Origin of the sequence: Mitsuaria sp. BK037 (genome assembly GCF_014193045.1) — a bacterium.
Classification (GTDB): Bacteria; Pseudomonadota; Gammaproteobacteria; order Burkholderiales; family Burkholderiaceae_C; genus Roseateles.
On sequence record NZ_JACHYS010000001.1, the window covers coordinates 2371386 to 2384135 of the forward strand.

Annotated in this window: 9 protein-coding genes, 1 tRNA gene and 1 pseudogene; 5 read left to right on the forward strand and 6 right to left on the reverse strand. The window is 66.7% G+C overall.

Translation table 11 applies throughout. The features are described 5' to 3' along the window. Positions 1 to 20 precede the first annotated feature (20 nt). From truB to rimP, 5 genes and pseudogenes are all read right to left on the reverse strand, one after another. Positions 21 to 980: a tRNA pseudouridine(55) synthase TruB gene (gene truB, locus FHT37_RS09815; RefSeq protein ID WP_183480511.1), complete on the reverse strand. Its 960-nt coding sequence runs from the start codon at positions 978 to 980 to the stop codon at positions 21 to 23. 50 nt (positions 981 to 1030) lie between these two features. Beyond that, positions 1031 to 1411, reverse strand: coding sequence for a 30S ribosome-binding factor RbfA (rbfA, locus tag FHT37_RS09820; protein WP_091732959.1), 381 nt, complete (start codon positions 1409 to 1411; stop codon positions 1031 to 1033). 76 nt (positions 1412 to 1487) lie between these two features. Then, a complete protein-coding gene (gene infB / locus FHT37_RS09825) occupies positions 1488 to 4445 on the reverse strand; it encodes a translation initiation factor IF-2 (protein WP_183480513.1) in 2958 nt (985 codons plus the stop codon). Between the two features lie 80 nt (positions 4446 to 4525). Continuing rightward, positions 4526 to 6004 carry a transcription termination factor NusA gene (gene nusA / locus FHT37_RS09830; RefSeq protein WP_091732952.1) on the reverse strand — a complete coding sequence of 493 codons (1479 nt, stop codon included), beginning with the start codon at positions 6002 to 6004 and terminating at the stop codon, positions 4526 to 4528. A gap of 176 nt (positions 6005 to 6180) precedes the next feature. Continuing rightward, a pseudogene (gene rimP / locus FHT37_RS09835) lies at positions 6181 to 6696 on the reverse strand (ribosome maturation factor RimP); the annotation flags it as partial. Between the two features lie 205 nt (positions 6697 to 6901). On the opposite strand from rimP, the gene fabI reads away from it, so the two are divergent. Then, positions 6902 to 7684 carry an enoyl-ACP reductase FabI gene (gene fabI, locus FHT37_RS09840; protein WP_147240888.1) on the forward strand — a complete coding sequence of 261 codons (783 nt, stop codon included), beginning with the start codon at positions 6902 to 6904 and terminating at the stop codon, positions 7682 to 7684. Positions 7685 to 7861: 177 nt separating this feature from the next. Here fabI and FHT37_RS09845 read toward each other — a convergent pair whose 3' ends face one another. Further along, positions 7862 to 10138 carry an arginine/lysine/ornithine decarboxylase gene (locus FHT37_RS09845; protein WP_091732944.1) on the reverse strand — a complete coding sequence of 759 codons (2277 nt, stop codon included), beginning with the start codon at positions 10136 to 10138 and terminating at the stop codon, positions 7862 to 7864. 241 nt (positions 10139 to 10379) lie between these two features. On the opposite strand from FHT37_RS09845, the gene FHT37_RS09850 reads away from it, so the two are divergent. The 4 genes from FHT37_RS09850 to FHT37_RS09865 all read left to right on the forward strand — a co-directional run bounded on the left by FHT37_RS09850 (position 10380) and on the right by FHT37_RS09865 (position 12685). Continuing rightward, positions 10380 to 10811, forward strand: a complete 432-nt coding sequence (locus tag FHT37_RS09850; RefSeq protein WP_091733833.1) for an NfeD family protein — start codon at positions 10380 to 10382, stop codon at positions 10809 to 10811. Positions 10812 to 10868: 57 nt separating this feature from the next. Beyond that, positions 10869 to 11795, forward strand: coding sequence for an SPFH domain-containing protein (locus FHT37_RS09855; RefSeq protein ID WP_091732941.1), 927 nt, complete (start codon positions 10869 to 10871; stop codon positions 11793 to 11795). A gap of 82 nt (positions 11796 to 11877) precedes the next feature. Beyond that, positions 11878 to 11968: transfer RNA gene (locus tag FHT37_RS09860), tRNA-Ser, on the forward strand. A gap of 90 nt (positions 11969 to 12058) precedes the next feature. After that, positions 12059 to 12685 carry a LysE family translocator gene (locus FHT37_RS09865; RefSeq protein ID WP_183480515.1) on the forward strand — a complete coding sequence of 209 codons (627 nt, stop codon included), beginning with the start codon at positions 12059 to 12061 and terminating at the stop codon, positions 12683 to 12685. The last annotated feature ends 65 nt before the right edge of the window (positions 12686 to 12750 follow it).

Genomic DNA, 12750 nt, shown 5'->3' on the forward strand with positions numbered 1-12750 from the left:
TCTTGTCGGGCGATGCCGGCTCAGGCGGCCTGCATCAGCATGGAAGCGATCTCGGTGGGGCTCAGCAGCCGGTCGGCGATCAGTTCGCCGCCAGCCACGTGGGCGCTGCCCAGGAAGGCGCGCGGCATCTGGCCGTACACCCGCACCTGCGGCAGGTCGCCGAGCGCCACCCGCCGGCGCATGCCGGACAGGAAGCGGCCGGCTTCGTCGTTGCTGAGCTCGACCTCGGGCCATTCGCCGAGCAGGCTGTCCGGGGCTGTCAACTGCGCGAGACGGCCGGCGTCGTCCATCGCCTCGAGCTGCTCCAGCGTCACCGCCTGGCTGATCGACACCGGACCGCTGGCGGTGCGGCGCAGGCCTGCCAGGTGGGCGCCACAGCCCAGCTTCGCGCCGATGTCCTCGCCCAGCGTGCGGATGTAGGTGCCCTTGGTGCAGCGCACGTCGATCACGAGCAGCAGCTCCTCAGGCTGCCAGTCGACGATGTCCAGCGCGTGAATCGTCACGTTGCGCGGCTGGCGCTCGACGGTCACGCCCGCGCGGGCCAGCTCGTACAGCGCGCGGCCCTGGTGCTTGAGCGCGGAATACATCGGCGGCAGCTGCGAGATCGCGCCCTTGAAGGCCTCGCAGGCGGCGCGGATCGCGTCCAGGTCCAGCGCCTTCGCGACGGCGTCGCGCTGCTCGAGGATCCCGCCCTCGCCATCGCCGGTGGTCGTGGTGATGCCCAGCCGCAGCGTCGCGCGGTAACCCTTGTCGGCCTCCAGCGAGACCTGGCTGAACTTGGTCGCCGCGCCGAAGGTCAGCGGCAGCAGCCCGGTCGCCAGCGGATCCAGCGTGCCGGTGTGGCCGGCCTTCTCGGCGCGCAGCAGGCGCTTGACCTTCTGCAATGCGTCATTGCTGGTCAGGCCGAGGGGCTTGTCCAGCATCAGCACGCCATGCACGGCGCGCTTCACGATCTTGGGGCGGGGGGCTACTGCGCTCATCACGGTGCGGCGCCCCTCGCGGGGCGTCGTCTGTCAGTCTCGGAGGACGCTCAGTCCTCGGTGGTCTCGTCGTCCTTGGCTCGGTCGGAATTCGCCTTGGCGATCAGGGCGCTCATCTCGGCGGCGCGTTCGGTCGTGCGGTCGAAGTGGAAATGCAGGCTCGGCACGGTATGGATCTGCAGGCGCTTGAACAGGCCGTTGCGGAGGAACCCCGCCGCCTCGTTCAAGGCCTCGCCGGTGGCCTTCTGATCGCCGACCAGCAGCGAATAGAACACCTTGGCATGCGCGTAGTCGGGCGTGACCTCGACCGCGCTGATCGTCACCATGCCGATGCGCGGGTCCTTCAACTCGCGGATCAGCTCGGCCAGGTCGCGCTGGATCTGGTCCGCCACGCGCAGACCGCGGTTGGGGATCGATCGCTTGTGACGCATGGCTCTTTCCTCACTCTCTCAAACAACAAAGCCCGGCGGGGGTGACCCGCCGGGCGTGGAGCGGCGGCAGGCTGGGTTACAGCGTGCGCGCCACTTCCTTGATTTCGAAGACTTCCAGCTGGTCGCCTTCCTTGATGTCGCTGTAGTTCTTCAGCTTGATACCGCACTCGAAGCCTTCGCGGACTTCCTTGACGTCGTCCTTCAGGCGCTTGAGCGACTCGATCTCGCCGGTGTAGACCACCACGTTGTCGCGCAGCAGGCGGAAGCGCGCGTTGCGAGTGACGTGACCGCTGGTGATCATCGAACCGGCAATGGTGCCGATCTTGGTCGCCACGAACACGGTGCGGATCTCGGCGGTACCGATGATCTCCTCGCGCTGCTCCGGAGCCAGCATGCCGGCCATCGCCGCCTTCACCTCATCCACCGCGTCGTAGATGATGTTGTAGTAGCGCAGGTCGACGTCGTTGTGCTCGGCCACCTTGCGCGCGCCGGCATCGGCACGCACGTTGAAGCCGATCACGACGGCCTTGGAAGCGATCGCCAGGTTGATGTCGGACTCGCTGATCGCGCCGACCGCCGCGTGGACGATCTGCACCTTGACCTCATCGGTCGACAGCTTGAGCAGCGAGGAGGCCAGCGCTTCCTGCGAGCCCTGCACGTCGGCCTTGATGATCAGCGGCAGCGTCTGCACGTCGCCGGCGGTCATGTCGGCGAACATGTTCTCCAGCTTCGCGGCCTGCTGGCGAGCCAGCTTGACGTCGCGGTACTTGCCAGCGCGGAAGGTGGCGATTTCACGGGCGCGGCGTTCGTCGGCCAGCACCATGAACTCGTCGCCCGCCTGCGGGACTTCCGTCAGGCCCTGGATCTCGACCGGGATCGACGGACCGGCTTCGGTCGCCGGCTTGCCGTCCTCGTCCAGCATGGCGCGCACGCGTCCGTAGGTCGAGCCGGCCAGCACCACGTCGCCACGCTTGAGCGTGCCGGACTGCACCAGCACCGTCGCGACCGGGCCGCGGCCCTTGTCCAGCTTGGCTTCGATGACCAGGCCCTTGGCCAGCGAGTCCTTCGCGGCCTTGAGTTCCAGCACTTCGGCCTGCAGCAGCACCTGCTCCAGCAGGTCGTCGATGCCCTGGCCGGTCTTGGCCGACACCGGGACGAACGGCGACTCGCCGCCGAATTCTTCGGGCACGACCTCTTCCGCCACCAGCTCGCTCTTGACGCGTTCCGGGTTGGCATCGGGCTTGTCGATCTTGTTCATCGCGACCACGATCGGCACGCCAGCGGCCTTCGCGTGGTGGATGGCTTCCTTGGTCTGGGGCATCACGCCGTCATCGGCGGCCACCACCAGGATGACGATGTCCGTCGCCTTGGCGCCGCGGGCACGCATGGCCGTGAAGGCCTCGTGACCCGGGGTGTCCAGGAAGGTGACCATGCCGCGCGGCGTGTCGACGTGATAGGCGCCGATGTGCTGCGTGATTCCGCCGGCTTCGCCAGCCGCCACGCGGGCGCGGCGGATGCTGTCCAGCAGCGAGGTCTTGCCGTGGTCGACGTGACCCATGACGGTGACCACCGGCGCGCGGGGCAGCAGCTCGTGCTGGCCCTCGGCGGCGGCGCCCTCTTCCTCGAGGAAGGCATCCGGATCGTCCAGCTTGGCGGCGAACGCCTTGTGGCCCATTTCCTCGACCACGATCATGGCCGTTTCCTGGTCCAGCTGCTGGTTGATGGTGACCATCTGGCCCAGCTTCATCAGCTGCTTGATGACCTCGGACGCCTTCACCGACATCTTGTGCGCCAGGTCGGCGACCGAGATGGTCTCGGGGATGTGGACTTCCTGGATGACCGGCTCGTTCGGCGCCTGGAAGTTGGACATCGACGCGCCGCGATCGTCGCGGCCGCCACGGCGACCCGCCGGACCGCGGCCCGGCGCGCGCCAACCGGCGCCGCCCGGACGCGCACCGGCGCCCGCATCGCGGCCGCCCGGCTTGCCCGGAGTGCCGCGCTTCTTGTCGTCGGCCCAGCTGGAGGACAGCTTCTCGGACTTGACGGACTTCTTGTCGCCCGGCTTCGCACCGGCGCCCGCGGCAGCGGTCGTGCCGGTGGCGCCCGGGGCACCGCCCGGCTTCTTGTGGATCGTGCCCTTGATGCCGGCCGGCGCGGCCTCGGGCTTGGGCTCTTCCTTCTTCGCGACCAGCACCTTCTTGGGCGCGTTCATCATCGCGCGGATGGCGGCGGCCTCGGCCTCGGCGGCCTTGCGGCGGCGCTCGAGTTCGGCCTGGCGGGCCTTCTCGTCGGCGGCGACATCGGCGGCCTTCACCACGCGCAGCACGGGCTTGGCGGGTTCGACCGGGGCGGGCGCGGCGGCGGCCACCGGGGCCGGCGCGGGGGCGACGGGCGCCGGAGCCGGCGCGGCGGTCTTCGCCGCGGCCTTGTCGGCGGCCTTCTCGGCCTTGGACTTGGCGGCCTCGGCGGCCTTGCGCGCTTCTTCCTCGGCGGCGGCCTTGGCGGCGGCTTCCGCGGCAGCGGCCTCGGCGGCTTCGCGGGCGGCGCGCTCTTCATCGCGGCGCTTTTCCTCGGCTTCACGCGCGGCGCGTTCGGCTTCCTCGCGCTCGCGCATCTTGCGCGCCAGCTCTTCTTCCTGCTGGCGCAGCGCCTCGGCCTGCGCCTGCGCTTCTTCCTCGCGGCGCTTCAGTTCGGCTTCCTCGGCGGCAGCGGCGGCGGCGTCATCAACGCCGTCCTCGCGCTTGACGAAGACGCGCTTCTTGCGCACCTCGACCTGGATGGTGCGCGCCTTGCCCGAGGCATCGGCCTGCTTGATCTCGCTGGTCGACTTGCGGGTCAGGGTGATCTTCTTGCGCTCGGCGCCGCCGGTGCCATGCGCGGTGCGCAGATGGTCCAGCAGGCGTTCCTTGTCGCTTTCGTTCAGGGTGTCCTCGGCGGACGCCTTCTTGACGCCCGCAGCTTGGAGCTGCTCCAGCAGGGTGCTCGCAGGCCTGTTCAGCTCTGCGGCCAGCTGGGCGACGGTGGTCACGGCCATTGTTGAAATCCTTAAATCTTGTGTGGTGCGGAGCGGTCTGGTTTCGCTTGAAGTCGCTTCAGAGCGTGGCTGCTCGGGCGTTATGCGTTGAACCAGTGCTCGCGCGCCTTCATGATCAAAGCGCGTGCCGCTGCCTCGTCCAGGGACGAAATCTCGACCAACTCGTCGACGGCCAGGTCGGCCAGGTCGTCACGGGTGTGGATGTCGCCGGCCGCCAGCTTGGCGATCAGCTCCGGGGTCATGCCTTCCAGGTCGCGCAGGTCCTGGGAGACCTCCTCGACCTTCTCCTCGCGGGCGATTTCCATCGTCAGCAGGGCATCCTTGGCACGGGTGCGCAGCTCGTTGACGGTTTCCTCGTCGAAGGCCTCGATCTCGAGCATTTCCTGCATCGGGACGTAGGCGACTTCTTCCAGCGAGGCGAAGCCTTCGGCGATCAGGATGTCGGCGACTTCCTCGTCCACGTCCAGCTTCTCGACGAACAGCTTGCGCACCACGTCGGATTCCTCGGCCTGCTTGGCGGCGGATTCCTCGGCGGTCATGATGTTGATCTTCCAGCCGGTCAGCTCCGAGGCCAGGCGCACGTTCTGGCCACCACGGCCGATCGCGATCGCCAGGTTCTCCTCGTCGACGACCACGTCCATCGCGTGGCGCTCTTCATCGACGACGATGGACTGCACGTTGGCCGGCGCCAGCGCGCCGATCACGAACTGCGCCGGATCTTCGGACCAGAGCACGATGTCCACGCGCTCGCCGGCCAGTTCGTTGGTCACGCCGTTGACGCGCGAGCCGCGCACGCCGACGCAGGTGCCGATCGGGTCGACGCGCTTGTCGTGCGAGACCACGGCGATCTTGGCGCGGCTGCCGGCGTCGCGGGCGCAGCTCTTGATCTCCAGCAGGCCCTGCTCGATCTCGGGCACTTCCTGCGCGAAGAGTTCCTTCATGAACTCGCCGGAGGAGCGCGACAGCATGATCTGCGGACCACGCTGCGTCGGATCGACGCCCAGGATCACCGCGCGGACGCGGTCGCCGGTGCGCAGGTTCTCCTTGGGGATCATTTCATTGCGCTTGAGGCGGCCTTCGACGCGGCCCGACTCGGCGATGATGTCGCCCTTGTCCAGGCGCTTGACGGTGCCGACGAAGATGCGCTCGCCACGCGACATGAAGTCGTTGAGCAGCTGCTCGCGCTCGGCATCGCGGATCTTCTGCAGGATGACCTGCTTGGCGGCCTGTGCGCCGATGCGACCGATGGGCACCGACTCCACGCCTTCCTCGATGTGGTCGTCGACCTCGATGTCGGCGATCTGCTCCTGCGCCTCGAACAGCAGGATCTCGGAATCCGGGTTCTGCAGGCCGGCCTCGTTGGGCACCACGTGCCAGCGGCGGAAGGTCTCGTATTCGCCGGTGTCGCGGTCGATGGCCACACGGATGTCGACCTCGCCGCCATACAACTTCTTGGTGGCCGAAGCCAGCGCCGCCTCAACGGCGCCGAACACCACATCGCGCTCCACGCTCTTCTCGCGCGAGATGGCGTCCACCAGCATCAACAGTTCGCGGTTCATTGATCGAGACCTCCGTCAACCTTGTCATCCGTCTGCCGGGACTTGGCATTGCTCTTCTTCTTCGACGCCTTGGGCTTCGCAGCCACGCCGTCAGCAGATTCGGATCCCTGGGGCGCCAAGCCCGTGTTTTTCTTCGCCGCGGACTTGCCCGCGGCCGCGCCGCCCGCCTTGCCCGGCGTGCGACCCTTGAAATTGATCTCCGGCACCAGCTTGGCCGAGCGCACTTCATCCAGCGCGAAGTCCAGCGCCTGCTCGGTCTTGCCGTCGGAGAAGATCACCCGCCAGTCGGTGCGCTGCGCCAGCGTGGCCGGGTCTTCCTCCGCGGCGACGCCTTCTGCCGCGACCAGCACGCCGCGGTACTTCTTGCGGCCCTGGAAAGCCTCGCGCAGGGTGATTTCCACTTCGTGACCGAGGAACCGGGCGTAGTCGCCGGCATTGTTCAGCGGTCGATCGAGGCCGGGGGTCGACACTTCCAGGCGCGTGTAGTCGATTTCCTCGACTTCCATCACGTAGCGCAACTGGCGCGTGACGCGCTCGCAGTCCTCGACGTTCACCGGCTGTTCCGGCTCCTGGCCGCCGACGAGCGGCTTGTCGATGAACACGCGTAGCAAGCCCCCGGCGCTGCGTTCGCAGCCCACCACCTCGTAACCCAGACCGGTCACGGTTTTTTCAACAACGGCTTGCCAGCTCAAATTCATCGACGACGGTATCTATCCTGTAGGGACACGTAGGGACAGCCAAAAAAAATGGGCTGGATGAATCCGCCCACCGTTCACTTTTTCAGCGAAGCTCGAAGTGTACTATGCAAACAGCATGCCGACAAGGCGGTGACTTCGTTCACGGCATGGCGTGCGAGAATCCCGGCCTCCCTCGAATCTATGAATACCAGGAGCAGACATGGGATTTCTCGCCGGCAAGCGACTGCTGATCACGGGCGTGCTGTCCAACCGTTCGATTGCCTACGGCATCGCCAAGGCCTGCCACCGCGAAGGGGCTGAACTGGCCTTCAGCTATGTGGGCGAGCGCTTCAAGGACCGCATCACCGAGTTCGCTGCCGAATTCGGCTCCAGCCTGGTGTTCGACTGCGACGTGGGCGATGACGCCCAGATCGAGCGCCTCTTCGAGGACCTGGGCCAGCACTGGCCGGAATTCGACGGGTTTGTCCACTCGATCGGTTTCGCCCCGCGCGAGGCGATCGCCGGCGAATTCCTGGATGGCATGACCCGCGAGAACTTCCGTATCGCGCACGATATTTCCGCCTACAGCTTCCCGGCCATGGCCAAGGCGGCGCAAAGCCGGCTGCGTCCTGGCGCGGCACTGCTGACGCTGTCCTACCTGGGCGCCGAGCGTTTCGTGCCGAACTACAACACGATGGGCTTGGCGAAGGCCTCGCTGGAAGCCAGCGTGCGTTACCTGGCGTACGGCCTGGGCGCCAAGGGCATCCGGGTGAACGGCATCTCGGCGGGCCCGATCAAGACGCTCGCCGCTTCCGGCATCAAGGACTTCGGCAAGTTGCTGAAGCAGTTTGCCGACAGCGCCGCCATCAAGCGCAACGTCACGATCGAGGACGTCGGCAACACGGCGGCCTTCCTACTGTCGGACCTGGCCGCCGGCGTCAGTTCCGAGATCATCTACGTCGATGGCGGCTTCAGCCACGGCGCGATGGCCGGCACGGAGTGACGCCTCTCACGCACCCTCACGCGCCCTCACGCACACCCCGGTCCCCGCCCGCCGATCACCTCGGTGGATCAGGGACGGTGGTGCTTGGGGTTCTGGCGCTTGCCGCCAGGGCCCCATGCTCCAGCGGCCAAGCGCGCCAAACGTGAAAGTAGAAACGGGACCCGAGGGTCCCGTTCTTCATTTCTCGTCAACCACGCAATCCACGTAATACCGAGTCACGCCGTCGTTGCCCTTCTCCGCGACCAGCCCGTGGACATCGGTCGCGAAGCCCGGGAACTTCGCGTTGAAGTCTCTCGTGAACTTCAAATAGTCCACGATCCGCTTGTTGAAGCGCTCACCCGGGATCAGCAGCGGGATGCCGGGGGGATACGGCGTCAGCAGCGCGGTGGTGACGCGGCCTTCCAGCTTGTCGATCTCGACGCGTTCCGTCTTGCGATGCGCGATGTGCGCATACGCATCGGACGGCTTCATCGCGGGCTCCAGGTCGGACAGGTAGACCTCGGTCGTCAGGCGCGCGATGTCGCCGGACGCGTAGGCCTCGTGCACGCTCTGGCACAGGTCGCGCAGTCCCATGCGTTCATAGCGCGGGAAGGCGGCCACGAAGTCCGGCAGGATGCGCCAGATCGGCGCGTTCCGGTCGTAGTCGTCCTTGAACTGCTGCAGCGCGGTCAGCAGCGTGTTCCAGCGGCCCTTGGTGATGCCGATGGTGAACATGATGAAGAACGAGTACAGGCCCGTCTTCTCCACCACCACGCCATGCTCGGCCAGGAACTTGGTGACAATGCTGGCCGGGATGCCGGTCTTGGCGAACTTGCCGCTCATGTCCAGTCCCGGCGTGATCACCGTGGACTTGATCGGATCCAGCATGTTGAAGCCGGCCTCGATCGGACCGAAGCCATGCCACTTCTCGTTGGCCTTGAGCATCCAGTCCGCGGCCTTGCCGATGCCGTCGGCGGCGAGCTTGTCCGGCCCCCAGACCTTGAACCACCAGTCCTTGCCGTAGTCCTTCTCGACCTTGCGCATCGCGCGGCGGAAGTCCAGCGCCTCGAGGATGGATTCTTCCACCAGCGCCGTGCCGCCCGGGGGCTCCATCATCGCGGCCGCGACGTCGCAGCTGGCGATGATCGAGTACTGCGGGCTGGTCGAGGTGTGCATCAGATACGCCTCGTTGAACAGATGCTTGTCCAGCTTCACGTTCTGCGAATCTTGCACCAGCACCTGCGACGCCTGCGAGATGCCGGCCAGCAGCTTGTGGGTCGACTGCGTGGCGTAGACCATCGCGGTCTTCGGGCGCGGGCGATGCTTGCCCATCGCGTGATACGAGCCGTAGAAGTTGTGGAAGGCCGCGTGCGGCAGCCAAGCTTCGTCGAAGTGCAGCGTGTCGATCCAGCCGTCCAGTTTGGACTTGATGGTCTCGGTGTTGTAAAGCACACCGTCATAGGTGCTCTGCGTCAGCGTCATGATCCGCGGCTTGACCTTCTTCGGATCCACGCCCTTGAGCAGCGGATTCTTCGCGATCTTCTTGCGGATGGTCTCGGGCGAGAACTCGCTCTCCGGGATGGGGCCGATGATGCCGTAGTGGTTGCGCGTGGGCGTCATGAAGACCGGCACCGCGCCGGTCATGATGATGCTGTGCAGGATGGACTTGTGGCAGTTGCGGTCCACCACGACCACGTCGCCCGGCGCCACGGTGTGGTGCCACACCATCTTGTTGGAGGTCGAGGTGCCGTTGGTGACGAAGAAGCAGTGGTCCGCATTGAAGATGCGGGCGGCGTTCTTCTCGCTCTCGGCGACCGGGCCGGTGTGGTCCAGCAGTTGGCCGAGTTCCTCGACCGCGTTGCAGACGTCAGCACGCAGCATGTTCTCGCCGAAGAACTGGTGGAACATCTGGCCGACCGGGCTCTTCAGGAAAGCCACGCCGCCGGAGTGCCCCGGGCAGTGCCACGAGTAGGAGCCGTCCTGCGCGTAGTCCATCAGCGCCTTGAAGAACGGCGGCGCCAGGCCGTCGAGGTAGCTCTTGGCCTCGCGGATGATGTGACGCGCCACGAACTCGGGCGTGTCCTCGAACATGTGGATGAAGCCGTGCAGCTCGCGCAGCACGTCGTTGGGCAGGTGCTGCGAAGTGCGCGTCTCGCCATACACGTAGATGGGGATGTCCGCATTCTTGAAGCGGATCTCCTGGATGAACTTGCGCAGGTTCAGGACCGCCGGATCGAGCTCGCCGCCGTCGCCGTTGCCGGAGAACTCCTCGTCGTCGATCGACAGGATGAAGGCGCTGGCGCGGCTCTGCTGCTGCGCGAACTGGCTGAGGTCACCGTAGCTGGTGGCGCCCAGCACCTCGAAGCCTTCCTTCTGAATGGCTTCCGCCAGGGCGCGGATGCCCAAACCCGAGGTGTTCTCGGAGCGATAGTCCTCGTCGATGATGACGATGGGAAAGCGGAAACGCGGCGTCATGAGGCCTCCGGATCGGGGCAGGTCAAACAAGAAAGGCGCGAAGTGTAGGGCGTCAGCCGTGTCACGCAAGTGTTGATCCCGGGTTGTCGCAGAAACAGAACGGCCAGGTTGTCAATGGCCGCCAACTGCCGGCTTCAGGCCCCCGAAAGGACGTGAAGCGCCAGGAGGACCGAGGCGTACACTGCCCCGGCACACAAGGACCGGGCGAACCATGGATCGCCCGGACAACGAGGAGGATGGGATGGATTGGAGTGTCGCCACCTGGTGGTGGGTGATCTGTGGCGGACTGGTGGCGGCGGAGCTCGCCAGCGGAACGACCTTCTACTTATTGATGCTGGCCTTGGGCGCGGCGGCCGCGGCGCTGATGGCCCACGTCGGCGGACCGTTCTGGCTGCAGCTGGTGGTGGCCGCCGGTGTCGGCGGCGGCGCGGTGACCTGGTGGCACCTGCGCCTGAGACGTCATCCGCGCGCGCCTGCCGGCGAGAACCCCAATGTGAACCTCGACATCGGCCAGAGCCTGGACGTCGCGCTCTGGCGCGCGGACGGCACGGCCGAGGTCCGTTACCGCGGCGCGGCCTGGCAGGCGCGCTTCGTCGGCGCCGGCGCGCCGCACAGCGGGCGCCACGTGATCCGCGCGGTCGAGGGCAGTTGCCTGCTCGTCGACGCCGCCTGATCGCCCCTTTTCTCTTTCTGTTTCCCGTTCCACATCTCCGGAGGAGGAGTCCCGCTCATGGAAATCGTCGCATTGGTCGTGCTGGTCGTCGCCATCGTCTTCGTCGTGCAGTCGGTGAAGGTCGTCCCGCAACAGAACGCCTGGGTGGTCGAGCGCCTGGGCAAGTACCACGGCACACTGACGCCCGGCCTGAACATCCTGGTGCCCTTCATCGACCGCCTGGCCTACAAGCATTCGCTCAAGGAGATCCCGCTGGACGTCCCCAGCCAGGTCTGCATCACCAAGGACAACACCCAGCTGACGGTGGACGGCATCCTGTACTTCCAGGTCACCGACCCGATGCGCGCGAGCTACGGCTCCAGCAACTACATCATCGCGATCACGCAGCTGGCGCAGACGACGCTGCGCTCGGTGATCGGCCGCATGGAGCTGGACCGGACCTTCGAGGAGCGCGACGCGATCAACGCCGCCGTCGTGCAGGCGCTGGACGAGGCGGCGCTGAACTGGGGCGTGAAGGTGCTGCGCTACGAGATCAAGGACCTGACGCCGCCGGCGGAGATCCTGCGCTCGATGCAGGCCCAGATCACCGCGGAGCGCGAGAAGCGCGCGCTGATCGCCGCGTCGGAAGGTCGCCGCCAGGAGCAGATCAACATCGCCACCGGCGAGCGTGAGGCGGCGATCGCGCGGTCCGAAGGCGAGAAGCAGGCCGAGATCAACAAGGCGCAGGGCGAGGCGGCGGCCATCACGGCGGTGGCGGAAGCCAGCGCCGACGCGATCCGCAAGATCGCGGCGGCGATCCAGCAGCCGGGCGGCGGCGACGCGGTGCAACTGAAGGTGGCCGAGAAGGCGGTCGAGGCCTTCTCGCAGCTCGCGCAGAAGAACAACACGATGATCGTGCCGGCCAACATGAGCGAGGTCTCCGGCCTGATCGGCACCGCGATGGCGCTGATCAAGAGCGACAAGGTGATCCAACCGGGCCGCTGAGCGCCCTGCCCGCCTCGCTGTCATCGCGGGGACCGACAACTTTGCTGCGCCCCCCAAAATCTGCGCTATGATCGCGGGCTTCGGAGAGATGGATGAGTGGTTTAAGTCGCACGCCTGGAAAGCGTGTGTAGGTTAATCGCCTACCGAGGGTTCGAATCCCTCTCTCTCCGCCAGACACGGACACGGGCCCTGAGCAATCAGGGCCCGTTTTCATTGGGCCGTCGAAGTTGGGGAGTCGAAGGCTGCGCCTATCATCCGCCCCCATGCTGACCTTCGAACAACTCTTCGGTTTCCTGCTGGCCGCGATGCTGATCACGGCGTCCCCTGGCCCGGACAACCTGATGGTGCTGGGCATGGGCATCTCGAAGGGACGCCGGCACGGCATGGCCTTCGGCCTGGGCTGCGCGCTGGGCTGTCTGAGTCACACCGTGCTCGCGGCGATCGGCGTCAGCGCGCTGATCGCCGCCTCCCCGATGGCGTTCACCGCGCTGAAGGTCTGCGGCGGCCTCTACCTGATCTGGCTGGGCATCAAGGCGCTGCGCAGCCGCGGCGGCGCCAGCGTCGGCGACGCCTCCCAGGTCGAGGACTCGCTCACCCGCCTGTTCTTCAAGGGCGTCTTCGCCAACGCGATCAACCCCAAGGTCGTGCTCTTCTTCCTCTCCTTCCTGCCGCAGTTCGTCGTGCCGTCGCAGGGCCATGTGGCCGCCCAGACGGCCTTGCTCGGCGTCACCTTCACCCTGCAGGCCGCCCTCCTGTTCGGGCTGCTGGGCTACTTCGCCGGCGCGATCGGCCAATGGCTGCAGCGCAAGCCGCGCGCGGGGCTGTGGCTGGACCGCATCGCCGGCGCGGTCTTCGTCGCGCTGGGCCTGCGCCTGATCGTGTCGCGCTGAGGGTCGTACCTCCCGCCGCCGGCACGTCGCTTGCCCGCGCGCCGGCCGGCTGCGTCGAACGCCGC

Coding starts and splice junctions, on each gene's coding strand:
- FHT37_RS09855 (WP_091732941.1), top strand. CDS start 10,869: ATGGAAATCGTCGCATTGGTCGTGCTGGTCGTCGCCATCGTCTTCGTC.
- rbfA (WP_091732959.1), bottom strand. CDS start 1,411: ATGCGTCACAAGCGATCGATCCCCAACCGCGGTCTGCGCGTGGCGGAC.
- fabI (WP_147240888.1), top strand. CDS start 6,902: ATGGGATTTCTCGCCGGCAAGCGACTGCTGATCACGGGCGTGCTGTCC.
- FHT37_RS09845 (WP_091732944.1), bottom strand. CDS start 10,138: ATGACGCCGCGTTTCCGCTTTCCCATCGTCATCATCGACGAGGACTAT.
- truB (WP_183480511.1), bottom strand. CDS start 980: ATGAGCGCAGTAGCCCCCCGCCCCAAGATCGTGAAGCGCGCCGTGCAT.
- FHT37_RS09865 (WP_183480515.1), top strand. CDS start 12,059: ATGCTGACCTTCGAACAACTCTTCGGTTTCCTGCTGGCCGCGATGCTG.
- nusA (WP_091732952.1), bottom strand. CDS start 6,004: ATGAACCGCGAACTGTTGATGCTGGTGGACGCCATCTCGCGCGAGAAG.
- infB (WP_183480513.1), bottom strand. CDS start 4,445: ATGGCCGTGACCACCGTCGCCCAGCTGGCCGCAGAGCTGAACAGGCCT.
- FHT37_RS09850 (WP_091733833.1), top strand. CDS start 10,380: ATGGATTGGAGTGTCGCCACCTGGTGGTGGGTGATCTGTGGCGGACTG.